The organism is Falsihalocynthiibacter sp. BN13B15 (assembly GCF_041205415.1).
GTDB lineage: Bacteria > Pseudomonadota > Alphaproteobacteria > Rhodobacterales > Rhodobacteraceae > Falsihalocynthiibacter > Falsihalocynthiibacter arcticus.
On sequence record NZ_JBGFCE010000002.1, the window covers coordinates 178,197 to 200,964 of the forward strand.

The following is a 22,768-nucleotide window of genomic DNA, read 5'->3' on the forward strand; positions in this document are numbered from 1 at the left end:
TTACATGTCCCCCGACTTAAGGCGCTTCAGGAACGGGCCATATCCATCCGCGCCCAGCCAGAAACGCACGAGATTTGAAAGCCCCGTCGTCGAGCGCGTTGCCCCCGCAATGCCGTCCACTTCGAACGGGGTTGCGCCCGTGCCGCGCACCACCGATATGGTGATTTCACCGGCCGTGTTGGCCGTCTGTTTGCCCGACCATTGCGCCAACCATGCCGGATCGGTGACACGTGATCCAAGTCCGGGAGTCTCGCCTTGCTCATAGATGCTCAGGCCCGCAACAGTGTTCAAATCCCCTTCAAGGGCAAGGTACGCGCGGAGGGTTGATTGATATCCCGCACCATAAATCGGCAGGACAACAAGCGCCAAGCCTTTGTTCCCACGTAGCAAATACACGGGGGCATGATTTGGCCGTACTTTAATTGCGGCGAGGTCAACCTCCGGTAGGAGGGGGGTGCTTTGGCTTGAATCGGTCTGCGCCGCGAGGAAATCATAGCTGGCGGCGTCGATGGTTTCGTCTATTTTTCCAGCCGCTAGATCGACAATCACGGTGTCCAATGTTTCCGCGCCTGTCTCGCGCAAAATATCCGCTAATCCGGGGAGGGTGGCCACCATCGCGGCAAATTTGGCTTCACGGGCGGCATCAATATGCGCCTGTTGACGTGGTTGAAGCAAAACGGATGTGAGGGACACGGTGAGGGCGGAAATCAGCGCGACCAGAAAGGCGACTCCCAAAGTTTTGACACGATTATCATTGGGAAGGGCCAGAAAACGACGCCACCAAGTGAGGGGGGAGAATTCAGTCATGGGCCTGCCTTTTTGCCCTTCGCCTAACATTGGCGGTTATAACGATTTGATCGATCAATGGGGCAAAGATGCTCGCCAGAAGGGCGGTAAAGACCACCGCGTTCAGGGATACGGTGCCACCAGCAGCTTGACCAAGGATCACGAGAAGCCCGCCTGAAAAACCACCGTAAAGCCAGCGTCCAACATTGGTACTGGCGGCTGCGACCGGATCACCGATGAGGAACACAAGGCCAAGGATAAGGGTCGCACTTTGTAGGGCCGTCCAGTCTGGGGAGGTGCCTAGAAGCGTTGTTATTGCCAAAAGTCCGATACAAAATCCGACAACAATGCGCCATGATAAAAGACCGAATACCAGTAATAACGCGCCACTTATCCCTGCTGCGATCGCCGCTGAAGGGCCGTCTGTCCCGCTCGTGATGCCAGGGAAAGAAAACAGAAGGAATGCAAGGGCGACAACACTCGCATTTAAAAAACCACGCCCGCGTTCACCAAAAATCAGGTCGCCCAGCACAAGGCCAAACGTCAGCGCGAGGCCCTGTTGCCACAGCGGAACCGTACTTGGTGCCAGAAGAATGAAAACCAAAGCGGTCACAATGCCGTGCCAATCTATGGGCTTGTGTCGCAAGCGAGAAAACGCAAACGCCCAGCCCCCCGCCAAAGCAAGCGCCACCACAAGGGGCAGTAAAATTGTGACACCACGCTCAGAAAACGTGAGCGCCAAGGGCGGCAAAAGGGCAAAGCAAGTCGCCGCCGTTACCCGATAGGAGTTCCAAAGAGGGGGTAGATAAGCGTTTTGCCGTCTCATTCGACGTGCTCCTTGGCCAGCGTATTCAGTGCGTGGCGCAAAAGTGTGCCGTAGTCGTTGCCCGAGGGGCAGAGCCACGTCAGGAGGGCAAGATCTTCTTCCAAAAGCTCGAGACAACCTAGGCGTTCCGCTGTTTCCACATCCCCCACGGCCAAGGCGCGCATCAATGGGATAGGCAATATATCAAAGGGAAATGCACGCTCAAAGGCTTCCAACGGCAGGGTAGCACCGTTTTGGGGGATGGGGAGGCGATCCATTAGTTTGTGCCAAAACGGTCGTGAAGGAAGGACGTGGGCGTCGCTATCATTGCAAGTTACTTGCAAATCAAAACGCCCGAGAAACGCGGCCTCACGGCCAGAAAAAATCGCGCCAGATTGCAAGGTTTGGGTGGGGTCCGCCACCAGATCTGTCAATTTTGCACCTAAAGGCGCCGTGACCAACACTGGTTTGGACAGGCCAGAACCAGCAACAGATACGGTGCGCGACGACATGATGCGACCGGTTTCCAGCAAATGGCCAATCGCGAGAACGTCCTGATAGCCGATTTGCCAAACGGTTCGTTGCCGCGAAACGGGCGAGAGGGCGTGGATGTGGGTACCGGCCAGTCCTGCGGGATGGGGGCCGGAAAAAGGTGCGACCTTGAGACGTGCGCGCTCGGGAGCCAAGGGGGATCCGGGCTTTTGACAGAGGTACACTGGTCCGTCTGTTAACCGCAAAAGTGCCTCGATACCGCGTAGGAAATTTTGTGGTTGGGATGCCAAAACCTTGGCAGGGTCGGCGGACAAGGGGTGGGTGTCTATAGCAGTGACAAAAATTGCCGAAGGTTTGGTTTTTGGATCGGGTAGAAAGCCAAAAGGGCGGGTTTGAAAGCTGGTCCATGCACCACTTTTTAACAAAAGCTGACGCAATGCTGCGTCATCATTCTGGGCTTGGGCGATGTCAAAAACATGTTCGGCGTCACCTTGGGCCGTGATTTCCAACGTGTCCAAACTGCGCCGCCGTCCCCGTTTTATTTGGCTCACACGGCCTGCAACTGTGGCGACAAAACAAATTTCCGGATGGCGACGGTCGGTACAGAGGGTCTGCCCCGCGCCGACCTGATCATTTTCGGCCACACAAAGGTCAAACGACACACCGGGATAGTCCCGCCCCATGAGCGCAACTGTGCGCACGGAACGCGTTTCGGGGAGGGGGCTATCAGGCCCCAAGCCCATGTTTCCCTCTAGGCCTTTTTGTAAATTAAACAGAACTAAGCTCCCTCATTCGGATCGGAAGGGAGCAATCAAAGCCTCCCGACGCGTGCTCATGGCCGTGTGAAGCCTGTTGCGTCTACGGTGGCAACTTCGGATAGGCTTTCGATGCTATCAATCATCAATTGGATCACATAGTGCGCATTATGGGCAAATGCGCCCTTATCCTTGCTGACGAATTGATAGTTATAGGCGGCCTTCAGGAGACGCGGCGTCCAGCTTTTATAGGCGTTCGGAAAGACGGTTTCTGTTGGGTCTGCGGTGCCGTCGGCATTGAGATCATTGAAAAAATACGGATAGGCTGCGCCGGAGTACACAATCGCTCCGCCGCCGATTTCTTGGGAATAGGTCATGATCGCAGCGTTCAATTGATCATGCAATTGGGAGATCACAACTCCGATGCCTGCTGTCGTATTGCCGTCGCCCAGAATATCCAGTGGCGTGGTACGGATGGCGCGGAAGTCGGCGGCACCCTGATGACAGGTTGTACAACTCTCCAACTTAACGCGCGTGTCATGAGGGTTGTGGCAACTGACGCAGGTTCCTAAAGTTTCGACATGCGCGAAGGGTCCGACATAGTTGCGGCCCTCATATTGGTAACCACCACGCGCCGTGTTTCCAAGCTGGGTGGAGGCGGCCGCCGCGTAGTGGATATTGATGAATTTGATCTCGGCCGAGACGATATCTTCGCCCATTTCCGCCACGCTGGCTTCCACTTGCTCCGAGGAACTCCGCCCCTGATGGCAAACGCTACAGATTGCCGAACTGTTTGGCGTGCTGACGGTTGTTCCGTTTGGAAACAGGACCTCGCTCAAGCCTTTGGCACCGTCATTGTGGCACGCGCTACACTCCACGGTCGTTCCGATAGGAACGGGGTGATCAATGAGGCCGGGCATTGTTTGTGGCGCCGCCAAGTAGTCGATTATGCCCGTTGAGGAATGGCAAACCGCGCAAGTGCCGGGAATTTCGCCCTCAGTATCCCAATGACGGAAGGCCTCGCGCGTTGAGTCTGCGTGTGGCGATGACAGCCATGCCTCGAGTATTTCCTCATTTGTTGGCGCGTTCTGAGCCGAGGCAGAGATCGACAAACTTGCCCCCAGTGCCAGCCCAAGGCACAGTGAAACTTTCCAAAAAACGCGAAATACCATTGGGAACTACCTCGAAAATTGAAGTGAAATAATTCTCAATAGACTACCCAGTGACGGCGGAAATTCCTTGATCTCGATCAATATTGCCCGCAACAACTACATACTGAAAACGACAATAGCTCTTAAAACGCTCAGACCAGACCTCATGTTATGACTTAACACCTGTGTCGTTCTAAAGAGATAAGATTGAGCCAAAAGGGGCTGTCGAATGGCCTCAGCCCACGCCAGCGCGTTCCGGACCAACCCGTTTTACATTTGTGCTCAAGAATCTTGTTTGGCGGGTTTGGTAACCTTGCGGATGGCGAGCAGGGTAGCAATCGGGCCTATTATTTCAAACAGGACCGTCGTGCCAATTGTTATCGCCATGATTTGCGACCCCCACTCAGGAAATCTCTGCGCGGCCACAAGGGCCATTCCAATCGCAACCCCAGCCTGCGCGAGCAGAGCGGTGCCGACAAAGGGGCGTTGTGCGCGGGGCAATCCCCCAAGGGATGCCCCAATCCACCCGCCAATTATGCGCGCGATCAGACGTAAAATAACGTAAGTCGCCCCCAGAAAACCCAGCGCCCATAAGGCGTCAACTTCCAGAGATGCCCCCGCGAGGACGAAAAACAGGATCATAAAAGGCCACTGAAGGTGCTCGATTTCATGAAACGCTTTGGTGTGATGTTTTGCGAGATTTACGATGAGTGCACCGGCGGTCATGCCCGCAATTAGAAACGAAACTTCAAGCCACAAAGCAAGACCCGCCGCCATAAAGACTAAACCCAAGGCCTCGGTTTCCAAAGGGTCCCCGTCGCTGATACGACCCGTCATAAACGCACCCGGAAGGCCGATGACAATGCCCAACCCAACGGCACCCCCGATCTCCCAGACGATTTTTCCAAGCTCGCCCTCTGTGGACGCCCCGTTTAATTGCGACGCGATAACAAGGACAACGCTGAAAACAATCAATCCCCACGCATCATCTATGGCGACAACCCCTTTGAGAGTATTGGTGAAGCGGTTTGTGATGCCGGATTGAGCGATGACGTCATTGGTCGCGGCGGGGTCGGTGGCGGTTGCGATGGCGGCAAGGATCAGCGCTAGCCCGAGTGGGAAGCCCAGCCCCCACAAGCCCAAACTTACCAACAGCAGAGTTGCTATGACAATCGACACTGAGATCGTGAGAATTGCCACACCGCTGGCGCGGATTGTGTCGGCTTTCAGAGTCCCACCGAGCAAGAAGGCTACCATTGTCAGGGCCGTGACAGATAAGAATTCGGACCAATCCGTGATGGCCTGAGGAATTATTCCGACACCCGCGTCACCAAACGCAAGACCGCACAACAGGAGGAGGGTTACGCGCGGCAGCCACGTCCGGCGTCCAATGTGATCGGCCGCTAAGCCTAACAGAAAAAGGCCACCAAGGGCGAGGAAGGACTCAAACGGGGCCATGATCGCAACGTCCATATTGGCGAGCACGCCCTAGATTTCGTGTGGTCGAATTCAGTGGCGTCGAGCGACAACGGGAAAGGCGTTTGTGTGCCACAAAAATTGGATGGTGGGTCAAGGCGTGTCTCCAAGATTTGTGCCGGTGCCTTGATGGATACGGGCAGGCGGACGGATTGACCTTGATTGAAATCAAACTGGAAAAAGAATACCAATCGCCCCGTTTTCTTTAACGTAGAGGAACCTGAGCGCGGCTTTATTGTTTGGCCGAACTGAACCCGATTAGGAACTCAACACACTAGGCAACCAGCCCGCAAATTCTGAAAACAAAACCGTCGAGGCCGCGTTAAAAGCTTCGACTAAGATTTGTGTTTCTGTCGAAGCTGATGGGGCACTTGCCCTAAATGTTTTGCTGGCGACAATTTTGGCGTCGCTCTCTCGAATGACTCTTACAATTAGTTTTAGCTGTACTGTTGCCGTTTGTGTGTCGGCATTAAGTTCAGCCTGAAAATCGACCAACTCGGTCACGACGGCAAAGTCTCCATGGGACGCGAGTGGCTGCCGCCCGACATAACGCACCGCGCCTGTTGCCTCAACTGACCGCAACATCAGAGTCTGCACCATCACCGGCGTGGCATCGCTCCAACGAACCTCGGGCAGATATTGCGCTTGAAGCGCGTTGGGGCGGATCATAATTCGATCGGTGGCCAGCGCGCCGCTGGTTGCGGGCAGTTCAATGATCACGTCGCGCGGCAATTGTCGGCGCGTGGTTGCTTGAATATCGACGGGCGCGCGTAATTCATACACGTCGAGCGGTGTGCTGACATCATTGAGTGCGGTGAGCGCCGAGCACCCAGACACCACGGTTAGGAGGACAAGAGAGCGGATCATGACGAATGGGTTTGATCGGTGGATCATCGTTTAAACTCCGGCGTTTCACGGTCAAGGAAGAAGCGTGTCGGGTCGCGTTGAATTTGGCTGGTCAACCGATCCAGATTGTCAATGAGCGTCCGACTTTCCTGCGCCAGTCGCGTGTAAAGCGGCAGGCCGACCGTCGCAAATTCGCTCACGGCTGGGCCGGAAGCGTCCGCAACTTGACGCAACTGCTCGAAGGCATCCGAGGCGGCGGCACTTGCGGCCCGCAGGTCATCGGAAATCTCTGGCAGGTCGTCAGACACTTTGCCGATTGCCGTATTCATCCCGTCCAACGTGGTTTTAAGTCCGGCAATAATCCCCGCCAGATCGTCGTTGATCACGCGGTCCGCACCGTTGAACGCTTGTTCGGCGGAGGCCAGCGCGCGATCCCCTGTTTCCATGGCGTCGTTGATGGTCGACATGGTCACATTGGCATTGGCAAAGGAAACGCGGGCGTCTTCCAGCGTGTCGCGGGCGCTGACCATCACCTCGTTTGCGGTGGTCCCTGCGGCTTTTAGGTCATGGCCAAGCTCTGTGATGACCTTGCGGGAGCTTTCCGTGGCCACCCGAATATCGGCAATAATCGCGGGAAGGTCCTCGGTCGCTATGGTTACGACAGGTTGGATTGCTCGGTTGGCCTCAGCCACCATAGCGCGCGTTTCAGTGAGGAGCGGTGCGCCCTCGTCGCGGATCAAAGTGTCGGTGCGGGTCGCCACATTTTCCACGGCGAGGGCCGCGTCGTCTAGTTGTTGGATGAGGGTGTTCGTGCTTTCCAACGTCGCCTGTGCCTCTTCCAAACGCTGCGTCGCGCGCTCGCCTGTGGTGCTAAAGGTCGCCATCATATGGCGGGCGTCCTCGGCCACAAGGGTGAGTTGCGCCCGCAAATCGGTGTTGGTCGCGCGCAACTCGTCAGCCATTGCGGTGAGATCTTGGGCGATGAACTCTTTGGTTTCGATGATTGCGCCCTGTGCGTCCGTTAGCGTCTTGGAGCTATCGGATAAAACGCCCTTTCCCTGTTCGGACAACTCGCGAATTGAGACAAGCGTCGTGTCCGCCGTGGCGAGCACTTCCGAGAGGTCTCCAGTCAAGGTATCCAGCGTCGCATTGAATTGGTTGATCTGGTCCGCAAAGTCCGCCACCGTATCTGCCACGCCTGAAAAGGAAGACAAGGTGCGTGAGAATTCACCCGACGCATCTTCAATATTCACCAGAATTTGTTCAACGCGGTTCTTGTTGTCGTCGCCAAGCATCTGACCAAGCTCGTCTACAATCTGCAAAGAGCGTTCCAACAATTGTGGCGCATCCTCAGAGAGCGATTGCAAAGCCGAGCGACCGGCGGTGATCTCCGGAATCTCGCCATCCGCACCGCTCATCAGCAAGGCCGCAGACGGTGTGCCCGCGTCGATTCCGACATAAGAAACGCCTGTAACCCCTTGTGATTCAACGGTTGCTACGCTGTCGATGCGCACCGGCGTTTCGGCATCCACTTCGATCCTGACAAGGATGGTGCCATCCCGTTCAGGCGTTAGACGCACATCAACAACCTGACCAACGGCAAGGCCGCTGAACCGTACATCGGATGCATTGTCCAAACCGGAAACCGAAGAAAACCGGATATCGTAATAGGCAAACTGGCGGTCGAGTTCCGCTTGTGCAAACCACAAGAAGAACGCCATGATGCCCACCAGTCCAGCAAGGGTAAATGCGCCGATAAGCACGAAGTTTGCGCGAGTTTCCAATATATTACCCCTCCAAAGGTGTGCCGCTCTGTGCTCCAGAGGCGGCGGCGCGCGCGCGCGGTCCGTGAAAATACTCGTGGACCCACGGGTGGTCGACGTCCAACATTTCTTGCATCGTTCCTGTCACCAATACCTTGCGCTCGGCAAGGACTGCAATCCGGTCACATGTCGCATGTAATGTATCCAAATCATGGGTCACTAGAAACACGGTCAAGCCAAGAGAGTGGCTAAGGCCGCGAATAAGTGTGTCAAAGGCTGCGGCACCAATAGGGTCAAGGCCCGCAGTCGGCTCGTCTAGGAACACGATCTCTGGATCAAGTGCTAGGGCCCGCGCAAGCCCCGCCCTTTTGCGCATCCCCCCTGACAATTCAGAAGGGTACTTGTCGCCCGCATTGTAAGGCAGGCCTACCATCGAAATCTTTAAATCGGCCAAACTGCTGCGCGTCTCGGGGTCTAGTCCCGTGATGGCACGCATCGGGACCTCGACGTTTTCGCGCACTGTGAGCGATGAGAAAAGCGCGCCATCTTGGAACATAACTCCCCAACGCGCTTCAAGCGCCGTGCGGGTATCCTCATCAGCCGTCAACACATCAACGCCAAGGACGTTCACGCTGCCCGCTACTGGTTTTTGCAATCCGACGATCGAACGCAGCAATACCGATTTACCCGTCCCCGACCCACCCACAACGCCCAATATCTCACCGCGTCGGACATCAAGATCAAGGTCCTCATGCACCACATGGCGGCCAAATTGATTGCGGATGCCGCGTACGCTGATAATCACATCGTATGAGGCCTGTGCGGTCATATGCCCATACTCGCAAAGAAGATCGAAAAGACAGCGTCGGCCACAATCACGGCAAAAATCGCGGTGACAACGGCATTTGAGGTCATGCGACCGAGCGACTCCGCATTGCTCTCGACTTGCATGCCCGCATGACAACCGACAACACCAATAATGAGTGCAAAAAAGGGCGCCTTCACAAGGCCGACCAGCACGTGATTAACACTCGTTCCCGAAATCAGCCGGGTCTTAAACATCTCGGGCGAAATCCCAAGATCAATCCATGCCATCAACGCACCGCCGAACAACCCCGAAATGTCAGCGATCAGTCCAAGCACAGGAAGCATGAGAAACAGCGCCAGAATGCGCGGTACAAAAAGCACCATCGCGGGGTCCAATCCCAACGTACGCATGGCATCAATTTCTTCGCGCATTTTCATCGAACCAATTGCGGCGGTGAAAGCAGAAGCGGTTCGGCCCGCCACGATGATAGAGGTCAAAAGAATGCCCAACTCGCGCAAAATCGAAACCGCAATCAGATCAACAACGAACACTTCGGCCCCAAACTGTTTGAGTTGGGTGGAGCCTTGAAAGGCCAGCACGACCCCAATCAGAAACGCCATCAGCGCGACAATTGGCACCGCTTTTAGACCGACCTCCTCGCAGTGATGCACAAGCGCGGTCAGGCGAAACTCGCTTGGATGTCGTATTGCACGCCCAAGTCTGTGTAGGAATATTCCCAAATAACTCGTCAAAGCGAGCAAGAATTTCACTCCAAAGACGACGCGCTCCCCTATCCGCGCCAGTATTTCACGGAAAAAGGGGGGCTGCGCAATCGGGGGGTCCGGTTGCGGCATTGCGGCTTCAACGCTCTTGAACAGGCTTGCGGCTTCAGCACTTGCACCGGAAATTTCAAGATTCTGCCCGCAGGCTGCTGCCTGAGTTTGCTGTGTCAGTAAAAACCACGCGCCGCCTGTATCAAGCCGCTCTAGTCCCGAAATATCGACTTTCAAAATCTCGGGTTGGCACTCAAAAACAGCCATCGCCTGTGGTAGAGTATAGATGGTGAGATGACCAGAAAGGTGAAACTCACCCGTGGCACCCCCGTCAGAAAAACTTAATATTTGCTGCTTGGCAGTATTCATATGTCTAGGCTCATGCCGCGTCCCTTCAGGGATTTCATCGCGGTATCCGATTTGCAATTTGTGTGAGCCTAATACCTATTTGCTCGCGATGAAAGGATTCTGCAAAATCCAGCCTTATCCCAGTTCCTGCCTACGGGGCTGACAGCGCGGGTTTTTTGCTGTCTTATAGTTTCAATAAGGCATCGAGTACCGTTTTGGCCGACCTAGGGGCCGTTTTTGTTTCAAAGGCAGGCGCATGAAAATTACCGCATTAAAAACGTATTTGGTGGAGCCGAGATGGCTCTTTCTTAAGGTTGAAACGGATGCAGGCATTAGTGGCTGGGGCGAACCCGTTTTGGAGGGGCATGCCGAAACGCTTGCTGCCAAAATCGGCGAGCTTGAGGATTTTCTGATCGGGCGGAATCCGTTGATGATCGAAGATATTTGGCAGTCGATTTATCGCAACGGATGCTATCGCGGAGGCCCGGTTTTGATGAGTGCCATTGCCGGAATCGATATGGCGCTTTGGGATATCAAGGGGCGCTATCACGACGCGCCGGTCCACGCGTTGCTGGGCGGAAAAGTGCGCGATTTCATTCGCTCCTATTGCTGGATTGGGGGCGATCGCCCGCAAAATCTTGAGGTTGAGGCCGCGGCCCTTATGGCGCGCGGATTTGACTGCACCAAACTAAATGCGACCCGTGAATTACGGATGATTGATTGTTATCGAGAGGTGGACCGTATCGTCGCGCAAATGGGGGCGTTGCGCGATTTTGTCGGCGACAGAATGGATATTGCGCTTGATTTTCACGGGCGCGTGCATGTTCCTATGGCCAAGGTTCTCCTCAAGGAACTCGAACCTTTGCGGCCAATTTTCGTCGAGGATGTTGTCGCTTCAAGCCAGATCGATGCGATGGCTGATTTGGCGAAATTCACCTCAATTCCCTTGGCCGTCGGAGAGCGTTTGCACTCTCGTTATGATTTTAAACGGGTGTTTGAGACCCGTGCGGCAAGCTTAATCAACCCAGACACGGCGCATGCGGGAGGGATCTCAGAAATGGTTCGCATTGGGCATATGGCCGAGGCCTATGACGTTGCTATTGCCCCGCATTGTCCGCTTGGCCCGATTGCGCTTGCGGCTAGCCTGCAAGTGGATGCTGTCTGTCAGAACGCAGTCCTTCAAGAGCAAAGCCTTGGCATGCATTATAATGGACCCGTGGACATGCAAGACTATCTGGTGGAGGGCACGGGGTTTGATCTGAGGGAGGGCTGTTTATATATCCCGGAGGGACCGGGTTTGGGGATTGAAATCAACGAAGAATTTGTGGTTAAACAAGCGCTTAAAGGTCATAAGTGGCGCGCGCCGGAATGGCGGCATGCGGATGGGTCTGTTGCCGAGTGGTAGAGAGGCCTGTGGGGGAATACATGGAAAACGTGGCGCGGCTTGCCGGAGTATTGGGCGAGATTAAAGTGGATTGGGCCGTTCTAACGGGGGCGGATTCCGTTTGTTTTGCCACGGGGCATGTCGTGGGCATTGAGATCGGTTTGAACCCGTTTGCTGGTGGTCCAACGCTTGCATTTATTGGCCGCGATCAAAGCGTCGGAATTGTTTGTGCCAATATCGAAGGGGAGCAAATCAGTGGTGTGAATTATGAAACGTACCGCGGGTTTGAGTGTGCCGTGACGGATGTCGCGGCGAATTTTCACAGGGCTGTTCTGGCGATGGCCAAGCGGTTGGGTGTCTCTGGGAAATGTGGAATTGAGGCGCGATCCCACCCTGCGAGTCTGAACGAAATTCTAGGAGGGGCGAGTGTTTCAATAGACCACGATCTCGCACGGCTTCGGGCCATCAAGACACCCCATGAAATTGAAAAGATGCGCTTTGCCGCGCTTTGTGTCGCCGCTGGTCAGGATGAAGCGCGGAAGCGTTCATCCGTCGGGGCGAGCGAGCTTGATGTCCTAAATCGGATACGTGCTCGGATGGAAAATATGGCGGGCGAGCGCTGTGCGTTTGCGGGCGAATACCTCGCTGGTGTGACGCATACCGCGACGCTCGGCACACAGCCCAGCAGTCGCGTTTTACAAAAAGGCGATCCCATTATTTGCGATCTCGGCCCACGCGTTCACGGATACTGGGGCGACAGTTGTGGGTCATTCATTGTGGATGCTACCCCAAGTGACGCGTATTTGCGCATGTTCCAAGCTTCCCGAGAGGCGCTTGATTTGGCGATCTCCGAAATTCGCCCAGGTTTGAAAGTCAGTGAACTTGATCGGCTTTTGCGAGCCTTCATGCAAAAGCAAGGGTATGTATATCCCCATCATTCTGGGCATGGTATCGGGACTTCTGTGCATGAATTTCCACGGATCGTCCCAGATGAGGACGCCCGACTTGAAGCAGATATGTTCCTGATGATCGAACCCAGCGCATATGACCCTGAAGTTGGCGGCGTGCGCTGTGAATATATGCTCCGCGTCACCTCAACGGGCAGTGAAATCGTGGCGCCATTTGAGCTGAATCCCGTTTTGGGCGCTTAGGTGCAGGGAGGTTTGAGAGCTGAATAACCCAAGGCACTATAGGGCCAGCCGACTCCACCCCCAGAGCACCCCAATCAGGATGGGTTGGTGGACGAGATAAATCGTGAGACTATTTCGACTGGCCCAGCGAATTTTTTTCAAAAAAGAACTAGGCATGGTTTCCGGTGGCGGACCTGCTGAAATGAGTCCGAATTGCCTCGCAAACCTTGCGGAAAATATGCCCGCCAGAAAAGGGGCAAACCAAGGGAAAAAGGGCTCAAAATCCATTGACGGGCGCCACTGCGTGGACAGGCCGATCCATGTCAAAATGGGTGTGTTTAACGCCTCGGTTCGGAAAAAGAAGGGGAGGACGAACACAAGGACTGCGGCCAAAAACACGAGCAAGAGATTCATGCGCAAGAACAGTAATCCTGCTAAGCTTGAAATAGCAATGACGTGGAGAATTCCAAAATAAATGAACTGGTCAGGAACTGCGATGTAGGTTGCGAATGTAATCACGAGGGCCGCTAGACCAATGATTTTAAGTCGACGAAGAAAATCTGGCCATCGAATAGTAGGGAAATGCGCAAGACTTAATCCAACGCCCGAGAGAAACAGGAATGATCCTGCGACAATCCTTGCGAAGGTTAACCATGTGCTTTGAGCCATTGTCCCCTGTGCGAGGTATCCAAACAATTCCAAATCATATGCAAAATGAAAAATAATCATGCCGACCAAGGCTGTGGATTTTAAAACGTCCACAGTCACAAGCCGTGCCGTCGGTTGAGATTGGTTTGGTTTAGATATCATGACGCTATCCTGCTCCGCACTATATTTGGTGTTAGAAAAAAGGGGGTTAAGCCAATTCGAACCACACAGTGATGCCAATTGCGAAAACCGCAAACGCCGTCAACCATAGTATGACAAGGCAGGTTGTATCTAGCTGAAAATGTCGATCCTACCCACGAGAATGGCAGATGTAAGTTAGGTTAATCGGGCGCGTATATTAACTTTTTAGCGCGCGAACCGTACGTGAGCCCCAGCAGCGCGTTCAGCTCTCACCTAGAAGCGCTCCGATTTCTCGATCAACGGCATCTCGGCGCGGTCCCTTCGGAAGGCTTGCCGCCAGTCCCCGCAACAGTTTCACCGCATGCGCGCAAACGAGGTTGTCGCTCAAAATGTATTCTCGGCTATCTCCATGCGCAATTTCTAACAGGCTGGTGAAGGTCAGTGTCGGCGTATGAACCCGACTTGGAGAAAGGTCGATATCCTCTGCCTTGATCGCGGCCAATTCCTGAAGAGACGCATGTAACCAGTTTAGGCATGTACAGGCGGTGTAAGGGTCGTTGACGCCAGGCGATAAGGCACGGGCAATGATCTCGACCAGTTGCTCCGCCAGAAAGAGTACGTTTTGGGATTCCGACTTTCCGAACCCCGTTGCAAAACAAGCCCGAAGTTCCCCTACGAGTTTAGTCGATAGCGCCTCTTGCCCCCAGACCCGCAACGCGAGGTTCCGTGGGTGCGTGAATGTTCCGGGCATTGCCAAAACTTCGATATAAAGATCGTTTTTGGACGCCAAGCGTTTGATTTGGTTTAAGTTTACGGCTTGAATATACCCCGTGCTTAATAGCGTTACCCCCTCGGAGGCCTCACTACTAGCCTCCTCAAACCAAGCGTTCTGAACAGACTCCTTGTCCGTCATCGCAGTTGGTGCTTTGCTCAATCGGACCAACTCGTCCCGCAACCTGCATCCAAGACTATGGCAAAGGTTCTCAAGATTGATCATTTCGGGAACGTGGTGGATGAAAAAGATCATCGTTGCCACCGAGGCAAGGGTCAGTCCCAACGCGACCAAAACTGAGAAAACGGGTACAAAGTTTGCACCGGAATCGTCAATATTGTGCACAGACCGCAGGATCATAAGTGCATAGACAAAGGTCGCAATCAAAATACCCAAACTAAACTGTGTGCCTTTATCCCGCATGAAATTCCCAATGAGCCTTGGCCCGAAATTTGCCGACGCAAAGGAGACAGCAACGATCGTCATCGAGAACATCACGCCCGTTACAGCGATAACGGACTGTGCGATGACAGCCAGTAGCGACCGCACAGCATCGGCATTGGACGTGACCACTCCATTGGGCAGCGAAAAGGGCAAATAGTTTGGGTGCCGATCTAAAGCCTCAGTCCCAATTGCCAATAACAAGGCGGCAACCATCATGACGCTCGGTACGAACCAATAGCTTGCGCGCGTGTCCTGTAGCAGTTTGCGAATGAACGCCATATTTATCGGATACCTTCCTCAAAAGCCTACGGATATCACAGAGTAAGGCTCGATAACATTAGGTGCTATGCACATTGTAAGTGAACGAGAAACTAGCAGGGTCTGGCATGAAAGGCGAATTCCAAAATAGCGTAATGGGTTGGTGTCGAACGAGCCCGACGTGAAGCGAAGAGGGCGACCAACAGTGTTTAATCCCGAGAGTCGCCGCCGGTCGTATCTGCCGCAGAGTATTCCGTATTACAAAGCTTTTTGCACGCGTCAAAATAGCCTTGCGCGCTTTGGGGATTAGGTTTGGATGGCCCAAGAGAGACCGAGAACCCGTCATAAGTTATGAATCGAGGTCTTGGGTTTATTCGTTGCCCCCTCGCATCGTAGCCGTTGCCAGTGCTGGGTCCTCAGCGGTAAAACAGAGACTCCATGCCCGCGAAGTTTCGGGAAGCCGTGGCAACTGACTGGCGAGGTCGATGTCCACACGGCTTCATGGCCACAACGGGACAAACACGCTGACGAAGGTGTGTTCGGATGTGGAAAAGCCCCCGCTGAGGTGGATTTGAAAGGGGGAAGGCGTTTAACGCGGCGTGCAACACAATCGTTGGGGCGGGAAAAATCGGCACTGCCCACTGTGCGGCTGAATGGTCGGATACCACCTCCTTTGGCGTTGTCGTTTACGGCTTGATGGTTAAGGCCACATGCCATGAAGCGTCCGCCCCATTTTCTACGGGAAATCTGCGCCGCAGATTTATCTGCAAAGCCAAGCAAGCACCCAACAATCGCTTGTCGCGGCTATGTGGTAGATCGAACCGCCGTTTGAGCGTAAATCCAGCCATCCTTCTGGCGGCCAGCGTCATCCCAAACTCTTCCTTTTAGACAATCCCCTGTCTAAATTGGAAGTAGAACTGCGGGTTGAAAAGCTTAGTGAGATCAAAAAAAACTGGATCAAAATGTGGCAAAACGGCCGCCTCTGTAACTCCCCCGCCAATAAATTCATTGCAGGGTTTCTGAAGTCGCCAATGATCAATTTTCAATAAACAACCCTTGATGACGCCGCAAGCGCGCTGGGCGCAAAGACTTCGTACCGTTTCTGTCCACTCCCGAAGGGAAACGGCATCCAAGCCAGGGAGTCGATATGATGGCGGCGCGGCGTTTTCTTGGGCAAGCCGCAAGTCAAGACAGGAAGGAACTTGAATGCGGGCCCAAGTTCTGGACAATTCTATTCACTTCCGCGACCCGTTCGCTGTTTGAATTCGCAATCGTTCCATTTGCATTCCAAAACGAGTTTTCAAAGCCAACGCGGATTTTTCCACCCAGTCGCAGTGCCTCAGTAAGGCATGCGGTTTCTTGTTTGCCAAACGCACAGACCGCCCAATCAGGCGCGGTTTCGAATGCGCCGAGCCACTGCGTAAAAATACCCAAGTCTTGGGGTGTGCTTTCTTGATGTTCGGAATATCGACCCAAGACGAAAAGCACCTGCAGATCGTCCGTGGCCAATGCTTCGTTCGCGAGAAGGTCGGATAAAACGCGCAAATCGTGCGCGTCATAAAGGATGTGTTGCACCGAAATATCTGCCTCTTTGCATTTTGCGTAGAAACGGGTTGCTTGGGGAGTGTCGCCATCGGAAAGCATTTCGGCCAAGGAGATGGATACGCATTTCGGTTGGACCGCGTCAACGAGTTGGCGTTGTTGCGCGGCGGTATATCGGCCGACCGCCTCGGTGGTGATCTGGCACATCATATTTGGCACGGCGTTGTGCATTTCCGACAAGAGTTCGCGGTAGAGGCCCGCGTCGAGTACGTGATGCCCATGGGCGTCTCGGACGTGCAAATGCGCTCCTTGCGCACCGGCCGCATGGCAAGCAACCGCTGTGGCAACGGTTTCCTCCAAAGTAATGGGGAGGGCAGGGTGATCGGCCTTGGTTTTGCGCGCGCCGTTTGGGGCGACCATCAGCGTTGGGAGCGGTCTCATAGGGATTTAAGGAGGGCGGTTTGAAGCTTGGTGACGATCTCGTCGATGTGATTGTCATCGAGGATAAACGGCGGAGCGAGGAGAATATGATCGCCTTGTTTTCCGTCGATTGTACCGCCCATGGGGTAACAGATGAGACCCGCATTGAAGGCTTCTTTCTTTAGCGTGGCGTGCAGGCGACGCTCAGGGGAAAACGGCCTTTTGGTTTCGCGATCTTGGACCAGTTCAATGCCCCGAAACAAGCCACGGCCACGGATGTCGCCGACGTTTGGGTGTTGCGCGAAGGCATTTTGCAGGGCCGCTTGCAGGAGGTCGCCCTTCACGGCACAACGTTCGACCAAGCCGCCATCGGTAAGTTTCGTGAGAACGGCCAAGGCGGCGGCACAGGCGGTTGGGTGGCCGACATAGGTGTGGCCGTGTTGGAAAAATCCGCTGCCATCCTCAATTGCGGCATAGGTTTTGGCGGAGCAGAGCATCGCGCCAACGGGCTGGTATCCCGCACCAAGGCCCTTTGCGACGGCGACGATATCGGGGTGAATGCCCTCGTGTTCACTGGCGAATATCTTGCCCGTGCGCCCCATGCCACACATGACTTCGTCCAAGATCAAAAGCACGCCGTATTGGTCGCAGATTTCGCGGATGCGTTTGAAATACCCTTCGACGGCGGGCACCGCGCCAGCCGTTGCGCCAACGACGGGTTCGGCGACGAAAGCGATCACGGAATCTTCGCCCAGACGGAGAATTTCGGTTTCAAGTTCGTTGGCGACACGAAGGCCGTAGTCCAGCGTCGTTTCATCGTCGTGTTTGCCGCGATACTCAAAACAGGGGGAAATATGGGTGGTCTCAACCAAGAGGGGCGAGAAGGGCGCGCGCCGCCATTCGTTGCCGCCTGTGGCCAGCGCCCCAAGGGTGTTGCCGTGGTAGCTCTGGCGTCGTGCGATGATGTGGCGGCGTTGGGGTTGGCCGATTTCCACGAAATATTGGCGGGCCAGTTTCAGCGCGGCTTCCATTGCTTCGGAGCCACCAGAAACGAGGTAAACACGATCAATGCCGTCGGGGGCGTGTTCAATGAGTTTGTCGGCCAATTGCTCGGCGGGATCTGAGGTAAAAAAGCTGGTGTGGGCAAAGGCCACGGCATCGAGCTGTTTTTTGATCGCATTGGTGACATCCGGGTCGCCATGCCCTAGGCAAGAAACGGCTGCGCCACCAGACCCGTCGAAATATTGCTTGCCCGTGGTGTCGTAGAGATAGACGCCTTCGCCTCGTGCAACGGTGGGAAGATTTGATTTTGTATGCCGCGGAAATACGTGTGACACGCTGTGGTCCTTTGTTGAATCATTTGCCTGTATTGAAACATATGTTTCCCCTCTTGACTAGATATGAAACAAATGAAACGTTCGTGAAAATCATAATTCTGTCTCGAGGGGGATTCATTTTTGCAGTCGTCGTTTGAGCAGCAGTTATCGGGGAAGTATGCGTCACTGAGTGCCAAGTTGAAGCTGGCGGCGGATTACGTCGTGACGAATCCGGTGGATGTTGCCACCCGAAGTTTGCGGGCGATTTCCAAGGAAACGGATCTATCGCCAGCAACGTTTTCGCGTATGTCGGCGGCGCTGGGATATGACAGTTATGAGGACCTGCGCGAAGTTTTGCGGCGGTCGTTTGAGCAGAAAGCGGACTCGTTTTCGCAACGGGTCGAAGTTATGCAGCAACGCCATGATGAGGGCGATCAGGGATTTTTGACGCAGCACATCATGGACAGCACCAGTAATTTGCAGCAGCTAGAAGCGGCGATTGACATGCCCACGATGGAGGCCTGTGTTGAGCGGTTGCATGATGCGCGCAGCGTTTTGGTGCTGGGAGCGTTGGGGTCGACGGGGGTTGCGGAATACCTGACGTATATGGCCAGTTTCATCGCTGAGAATTGGTCGATGGCCAGCCGAATGGGGGCGTCGCTGGGGAGTGGGCTAGTTGGCCTGTCGGAGCAGGATGTGTTGATTATCATCACAAAACCGCCCTTTGCCAGCAATTCAATCAAGGCCGCGCGGGTGGCAAGCGAGGATGGTGCCTTTGTGGTTGTGATCACCGATACGCACACTTGTCCTGCTCTTGCGTTTGCCTCAGCGAGTTTTATTGTCCCCACAAAAAGCCGCAATTTCTTCTCATCCTACGCCTCTACACTGGTGCTGTGTGAGATTATGATCGGCCTTCTTGCGGGGCGTGCCGGAGCGCCCGTGCGTGCGAGAATTACCGAAGTTGAAAACAAAATTCGTCGACTCAATGAAGTTTGGGGCGAATGAAACCTACGAAAACATCAATAAACGGAGAAGCCTGATGCCCAGTGCTTTGAAAGTGTCATTTGCGGCGCTTGAGGTGGAAGCCCTGTTAGCAGCAGTAGCGTAACGGGCGTATATCACCCAACGGGCGACGCGATTTGCCATTTGGTCAATAAGGGCCGCAAAGAACACGGTTTTCGATGCGCCGTCGAATTCACTGGCGGGTTTGTTTACAACATCAACACCATTCGCTCTGTATTTTCCGCTCACCGTTGTGGCACGCGCCGATGCGGGCACCGCGACCTTTTGACGACCTAAAGGGCAAGCGCGTTAATATCGGCAACCCCGGTTCCGGTCAGCGCGGCACGATGGAAGTGCTGATGGATGCGAAGGGCTGGACCACAGACGATTTTGCTTTGGCCGCCGAGTTGAAGGCGGCAGAGCAATCGGCTGCTTTGTGTGACAATAAAATCGACGCGATGGCGTACACGGTTGGTCACCCGTCGGGTTCGATCCTAGAAAAAACCACAACCCGTGACTTTGCCTTTGTAACGATTGATGGCCCTGTTGTTGAGGCGCTTATCAGCGAAACTCGTTCTGTCACACGGCCGTTATTTCTAGGGGCATGTATAGCGGGAATGACGCGGACGTAACCACATTTGGTGTTGGCGCAACATTTGTGACGTCGACCGACGTTTCGGATGAAGCTGTGCATACAGTTGTGAAATCCGTGATGGACAACATCGAAGAGGTCAAAAAACAGCACTCAGCCTTTGCGAACCTTGACCCAAAGGAAATGGAGACAGTGGGTCTGTCTGCTCGCCTGCATGACCACCCGAATGCGGCCAGTAATAAAAATATCAGCAATAGCAGGACCTCAGTGGGACTCGGATATGGCCATAAAGACATTGGAAAATCGTGCCTTAACGGAAGAGGAACTTCAAAACTATGTTGCTTGGTCTGATGCGGGCGCACGTAATCCGGCGGCATATTGCTTGCCGGCGTCGCACCCGCGTTCATATTGCATTGGTCGACTAGGCCTTTGATCTTGTTGGGGCAATCACGGTCCTTTACGGCCTAATTTTCTGTCAGAAGATCGTCGATGCGGGCAGCTTGGCAGACGACGTTGACAAGTGGCTTGGGTTGGTCGGACTCTTGATCCTGTTTGAGGGCGCCTGCCGCGCGCTTGGGCCTGCAATGGCGATTATTGCCACGATCTTTCTGGTCAATATGTTTTTCGGGTCCTCTCATTTCCTCCCCGATGTCATCCGTTGGAAAGGCGCATCCCTGCAATAGGCGATGAGCCATATGTGGATCACGTCAGAGGGCATTTTTGGCATTGCCAATGTTTTGACAGCCGATACCTAAATGACTCCTTTGATGAAACGGGTCGGATTCTCAGCCGAGAAGGCGGGCGCGGTTGAAGTTGCCAGTTCCGCCAACGGACAAATCATGCTGGTCATGGGGGCTGCGGCCTTTTTGATGGTAATACGCGGAGATTTCCTATGTAGAGGTGATTAGGAGAGCATCTCAGATTGTTGCCTTGGACGGCGCTCAACTTGATTGCGACAGAACGGGTTTATGACGAAATTTTGCGTATCGCGGCCAAGACCAAAGCCAGTTTAATTGTTGCGGGCGCCCATAAGGCCGATCTGAAGGACAATCTGCTTGGTCCCAACGCAGCAAGTATCGTACGCCATGCCAATTGCTGGGTTTCCGTCGTTCGCTAATTGCGTTTCAGCTCTTCGGCCAAGAAGTCATAGACCATTCGAATACGTCGGCTTGTTGCAAGTTCCCGATGTGCAACGAGCCACATGGGGAACGTCAGGGGTTCTAAATCCGCCAGAACCCGTCGTACTGTGGGGTCGGCATCGCCGATAAACGCATCCAGAATACCGATGGCTGCACCTTCTCGCACCAGTTCCCACATCACCAAGTAGCTTTCAGTCATCAGCGGGAAATTAGCCTCGGTCAGGCCCAGACCCAATGTATTCAGACCTTTCATCATCATCCCAGAGTGGTCCAAATTGATAAAATCAGCATGGCGCAAGTCATAGGGTTTGGTTGGATGGCCAAGCTTTGCGATATAGGCGGGGGTCGCGTACAGACGGGCTTCGGCGTTACCGATTTTTTTGGCGATCAGGTCAGGCTCGGTAGGGCGAAACGAGCGGATTGCGATGTCTGCTTCGCGCCGCCGCAAATCGCTGGCTTGATTGGAAACGACGATCTCAACCCGAATGCCCGGTTCCAACAGTCGCAGTTTGGCGATGATCGGGGGCAGCAGAACCGTAGCGTAGGTCTCGCTGGCGGAAATGCAAATCGTGCCTGCTATCGCTTGTGATTGTCCAAGTGCTGCTAGTGACACGCGCCCCGCCGCTTGGCCCATGTCGCGGACGTGCTCGAGGAGATCAAGCCCGCTGGGCGTCAGGGTCAGGCCGCGCCCAACCCGTTGGAACAGGACAATTCCCAGTTCCTGTTCCAAGCCGTCAACCTGCCGCCCCAACGTCGGTTGCGACATGCCAAGCGCACGGGCGGCGGCAGAAAGCGAGCCTTCTTCGGCGGTAACGAGAAACGCCCGCGCCTTGTTCCAGTCAAATTTTACCGCCCGCCAATCCATGCATATATGCATATCAGCATTAGATAATTGGTCAATACGCATTGGTTTGGGAGTGGGTTATCTAAAGGCAATCGATGCTCTATAATAATTTACTCAAAAAGGAACCTAATATGCGTGCCTATAGCTATACCCGTTACGGCCCTCCGGACGTTCTCAACCTCATCAACTTGCCTACGCCAACACCCAAAGACACCGAAGTTTTGATCCGAACCTATGCAACGACGGTCAGTAGCGGCGATTGGCGGGCAAGAACGCTCACCGTACCCGCAGGCATGGGCTTGATCGCCCGCTTGGTGTTCGGAGTTTTTCGGCCAAGGCAGCCAACCCTTGGCACGGAATTGTCAGGTGTGATCACCGAAGTTGGCGTCAAGGTGACGGAATTCAAAATTGGGGATGCTGTGATTGCTTTTCCGGGGGCGGCCTTTGGTGCCCATGCCGAATATTGCGTGATGCCACAGGATGGGAAAGTGGTGTTGAAACCGGAAAGTATGAACTTTGAGGAAGCCGCCGCGCTCTTTTTTGGGGGCACCACGGCCTATGATTTCCTTGTCAATAAGGCGCGGCTTAAGGCAGGCGAAAGCATCTTGATCAATGGCGCTTCTGGGTCCACGGGCACAGCCTTTGTGCAATTAGCCAAGCATTTAGGCGCGGAGGTGACCGCCGTTTGTAGCGGCGCAAACGCGGAGTTGGTCCGAAGCCTTGGAGCGGATCATGTGATTGATTACACCAAAACCGACTTTACCACCACCGCGCGTAAATTTGACATGATCGTCGATACCGCAGGCACTGCCCCATGGTCGCGGGGGCGGCACGCGCTCAAGCGTGGCGGGCGGCTGGTTGTGGTCAACGGCAGCCTGTCGGACATGATCTTTGGCCCCCTACGCGCACGACTTAATGGGAAGCGGTTGGTCGGTGGGGTGGCATCGGAAAATGTGTCGTTGCTGCGGACGTTGACCGCATTGGTTGTGGCTGGCCACTTTCGTCCCGTGATTGATCGATCTTATTCCTTTGATCAAATGATCGAGGCGCACCGACATGTGGATACTGGCCGTAAAAAGGGGAACGTGGTCGTTGTTTTAGTCACGCAGGAGCCAGCCATGGGGTGAAACCAA

19 protein-coding genes and 2 pseudogenes are annotated in these 22,768 nt (G+C 54.4%); 7 read left to right on the forward strand and 14 right to left on the reverse strand.

What is annotated here, in order from left to right:
- The 9 genes from nqrC to AB9F26_RS03615 all read right to left on the reverse strand — a co-directional run bounded on the left by nqrC (window position 1) and on the right by AB9F26_RS03615 (window position 10,024).
- Window positions 1-807, reverse strand: coding sequence for an NADH:ubiquinone reductase (Na(+)-transporting) subunit C (nqrC, locus tag AB9F26_RS03575; RefSeq protein WP_369755181.1), 807 nt, complete (start codon window positions 805-807; stop codon window positions 1-3).
- Window positions 800-1,612, reverse strand: coding sequence for an RnfABCDGE type electron transport complex subunit D (locus tag AB9F26_RS03580; protein ID WP_335583576.1), 813 nt, complete (start codon window positions 1,610-1,612; stop codon window positions 800-802). The genes nqrC and AB9F26_RS03580 overlap by 8 nt, the downstream gene beginning before the upstream one ends.
- A complete protein-coding gene (locus AB9F26_RS03585) occupies window positions 1,609-2,859 on the reverse strand; it encodes an NADH:ubiquinone reductase (Na(+)-transporting) subunit A (RefSeq protein ID WP_369767476.1) in 1,251 nt (416 codons plus the stop codon). The genes AB9F26_RS03580 and AB9F26_RS03585 overlap by 4 nt, the downstream gene beginning before the upstream one ends.
- A 56-nt stretch (window positions 2,860-2,915) precedes the next feature.
- Window positions 2,916-4,010, reverse strand: a complete 1,095-nt coding sequence (locus tag AB9F26_RS03590) for a polyheme membrane-associated cytochrome C (protein WP_369767291.1) — start codon at window positions 4,008-4,010, stop codon at window positions 2,916-2,918.
- Between the two features lie 261 nt (window positions 4,011-4,271).
- Complete coding sequence (locus AB9F26_RS03595; protein ID WP_369767292.1) at window positions 4,272-5,447, reverse strand: cation:proton antiporter; 1,176 nt, start codon at window positions 5,445-5,447, stop codon at window positions 4,272-4,274.
- A 276-nt stretch (window positions 5,448-5,723) separates the two neighbouring features.
- Complete coding sequence (locus AB9F26_RS03600; RefSeq protein WP_369767293.1) at window positions 5,724-6,359, reverse strand: ABC-type transport auxiliary lipoprotein family protein; 636 nt, start codon at window positions 6,357-6,359, stop codon at window positions 5,724-5,726.
- Entirely contained in the window at window positions 6,356-8,095 is a 1,740-nt protein-coding gene (locus AB9F26_RS03605) for an MlaD family protein (protein ID WP_369767294.1), read from the reverse strand. Before AB9F26_RS03605 ends, AB9F26_RS03600 begins: the two co-directional genes overlap by 4 nt.
- A gap of 4 nt (window positions 8,096-8,099) precedes the next feature.
- Entirely contained in the window at window positions 8,100-8,903 is an 804-nt protein-coding gene (locus tag AB9F26_RS03610) for an ABC transporter ATP-binding protein (protein ID WP_335583571.1), read from the reverse strand.
- Window positions 8,900-10,024: an MlaE family lipid ABC transporter permease subunit gene (locus AB9F26_RS03615; protein ID WP_335583570.1), complete on the reverse strand. Its 1,125-nt coding sequence runs from the start codon at window positions 10,022-10,024 to the stop codon at window positions 8,900-8,902. Before AB9F26_RS03615 ends, AB9F26_RS03610 begins: the two co-directional genes overlap by 4 nt.
- 235 nt (window positions 10,025-10,259) lie before the next feature.
- On the opposite strand from AB9F26_RS03615, the gene dgoD reads away from it, so the two are divergent.
- Both dgoD and AB9F26_RS03625 read left to right on the forward strand, forming a co-directional pair.
- The gene (gene dgoD, locus AB9F26_RS03620; protein WP_369755173.1) at window positions 10,260-11,408 is read left to right on the forward strand and encodes a galactonate dehydratase; all 1,149 of its coding nucleotides are present in this window, start codon (window positions 10,260-10,262) and stop codon (window positions 11,406-11,408) included.
- Between the two features lie 20 nt (window positions 11,409-11,428).
- Window positions 11,429-12,538 (forward strand): Xaa-Pro peptidase family protein, encoded by a 1,110-nt coding sequence (locus tag AB9F26_RS03625; RefSeq protein WP_335583568.1) that lies wholly within the window; start codon window positions 11,429-11,431, stop codon window positions 12,536-12,538.
- 36 nt (window positions 12,539-12,574) lie between these two features.
- Here AB9F26_RS03625 and AB9F26_RS03630 read toward each other — a convergent pair whose 3' ends face one another.
- The 4 genes from AB9F26_RS03630 to AB9F26_RS03645 all read right to left on the reverse strand — a co-directional run bounded on the left by AB9F26_RS03630 (window position 12,575) and on the right by AB9F26_RS03645 (window position 18,079).
- Window positions 12,575-13,327 (reverse strand): heparan-alpha-glucosaminide N-acetyltransferase, encoded by a 753-nt coding sequence (locus AB9F26_RS03630; protein WP_335583567.1) that lies wholly within the window; start codon window positions 13,325-13,327, stop codon window positions 12,575-12,577.
- A gap of 241 nt (window positions 13,328-13,568) precedes the next feature.
- Complete coding sequence (locus tag AB9F26_RS03635; RefSeq protein ID WP_369767295.1) at window positions 13,569-14,801, reverse strand: DUF2254 domain-containing protein; 1,233 nt, start codon at window positions 14,799-14,801, stop codon at window positions 13,569-13,571.
- Between the two features lie 1,164 nt (window positions 14,802-15,965).
- The gene (locus tag AB9F26_RS03640; protein WP_369767296.1) at window positions 15,966-16,763 is read right to left on the reverse strand and encodes a 3-keto-5-aminohexanoate cleavage protein; all 798 of its coding nucleotides are present in this window, start codon (window positions 16,761-16,763) and stop codon (window positions 15,966-15,968) included.
- Entirely contained in the window at window positions 16,760-18,079 is a 1,320-nt protein-coding gene (locus AB9F26_RS03645) for an aspartate aminotransferase family protein (RefSeq protein WP_369767297.1), read from the reverse strand. Before AB9F26_RS03645 ends, AB9F26_RS03640 begins: the two co-directional genes overlap by 4 nt.
- 120 nt (window positions 18,080-18,199) lie before the next feature.
- Here AB9F26_RS03645 and AB9F26_RS03650 point away from each other — a divergent pair, with 120 nt between their 5' ends.
- The 4 genes and pseudogenes from AB9F26_RS03650 to AB9F26_RS03665 all read left to right on the forward strand — a co-directional run bounded on the left by AB9F26_RS03650 (window position 18,200) and on the right by AB9F26_RS03665 (window position 20,769).
- Window positions 18,200-19,063, forward strand: coding sequence for a MurR/RpiR family transcriptional regulator (locus tag AB9F26_RS03650; protein WP_335583563.1), 864 nt, complete (start codon window positions 18,200-18,202; stop codon window positions 19,061-19,063).
- Window positions 19,064-19,147: 84 nt separating this feature from the next.
- A pseudogene (locus AB9F26_RS03655) lies at window positions 19,148-19,868 on the forward strand (TAXI family TRAP transporter solute-binding subunit); the annotation flags it as partial.
- A 64-nt stretch (window positions 19,869-19,932) separates the two neighbouring features.
- Window positions 19,933-20,567, forward strand: a pseudogene (locus AB9F26_RS03660) (TRAP transporter large permease subunit); the annotation flags it as partial.
- Window positions 20,568-20,574: 7 nt separating this feature from the next.
- The gene (locus AB9F26_RS03665; protein ID WP_369767298.1) at window positions 20,575-20,769 is read left to right on the forward strand and encodes a universal stress protein; all 195 of its coding nucleotides are present in this window, start codon (window positions 20,575-20,577) and stop codon (window positions 20,767-20,769) included.
- Here AB9F26_RS03665 and AB9F26_RS03670 read toward each other — a convergent pair.
- Entirely contained in the window at window positions 20,766-21,668 is a 903-nt protein-coding gene (locus AB9F26_RS03670; RefSeq protein WP_369767299.1) for a LysR family transcriptional regulator, read from the reverse strand. The two genes, AB9F26_RS03665 and AB9F26_RS03670, sit on opposite strands and share 4 nt — an antisense overlap.
- Before the next feature lie 98 nt (window positions 21,669-21,766).
- Between AB9F26_RS03670 and AB9F26_RS03675 the strand changes: the two genes are divergently transcribed.
- Entirely contained in the window at window positions 21,767-22,762 is a 996-nt protein-coding gene (locus AB9F26_RS03675; RefSeq protein WP_369767300.1) for an NAD(P)-dependent alcohol dehydrogenase, read from the forward strand.
- The last annotated feature ends 6 nt before the right edge of the window (window positions 22,763-22,768 follow it).

Coding starts and splice junctions, on each gene's coding strand:
- AB9F26_RS03595 (WP_369767292.1), bottom strand. CDS start 5,447: ATGGCCCCGTTTGAGTCCTTCCTCGCCCTTGGTGGCCTTTTTCTGTTA.
- AB9F26_RS03640 (WP_369767296.1), bottom strand. CDS start 16,763: ATGAGACCGCTCCCAACGCTGATGGTCGCCCCAAACGGCGCGCGCAAA.
- AB9F26_RS03590 (WP_369767291.1), bottom strand. CDS start 4,010: ATGGTATTTCGCGTTTTTTGGAAAGTTTCACTGTGCCTTGGGCTGGCA.
- AB9F26_RS03625 (WP_335583568.1), top strand. CDS start 11,429: ATGGAAAACGTGGCGCGGCTTGCCGGAGTATTGGGCGAGATTAAAGTG.
- AB9F26_RS03675 (WP_369767300.1), top strand. CDS start 21,767: ATGCGTGCCTATAGCTATACCCGTTACGGCCCTCCGGACGTTCTCAAC.
- AB9F26_RS03615 (WP_335583570.1), bottom strand. CDS start 10,024: ATGAATACTGCCAAGCAGCAAATATTAAGTTTTTCTGACGGGGGTGCC.
- nqrC (WP_369755181.1), bottom strand. CDS start 807: ATGACTGAATTCTCCCCCCTCACTTGGTGGCGTCGTTTTCTGGCCCTT.
- dgoD (WP_369755173.1), top strand. CDS start 10,260: ATGAAAATTACCGCATTAAAAACGTATTTGGTGGAGCCGAGATGGCTC.
- AB9F26_RS03635 (WP_369767295.1), bottom strand. CDS start 14,801: ATGGCGTTCATTCGCAAACTGCTACAGGACACGCGCGCAAGCTATTGG.
- AB9F26_RS03610 (WP_335583571.1), bottom strand. CDS start 8,903: ATGACCGCACAGGCCTCATACGATGTGATTATCAGCGTACGCGGCATC.
- AB9F26_RS03600 (WP_369767293.1), bottom strand. CDS start 6,359: ATGATCCACCGATCAAACCCATTCGTCATGATCCGCTCTCTTGTCCTC.
- AB9F26_RS03670 (WP_369767299.1), bottom strand. CDS start 21,668: ATGCATATATGCATGGATTGGCGGGCGGTAAAATTTGACTGGAACAAG.
- AB9F26_RS03580 (WP_335583576.1), bottom strand. CDS start 1,612: ATGAGACGGCAAAACGCTTATCTACCCCCTCTTTGGAACTCCTATCGG.
- AB9F26_RS03630 (WP_335583567.1), bottom strand. CDS start 13,327: ATGATATCTAAACCAAACCAATCTCAACCGACGGCACGGCTTGTGACT.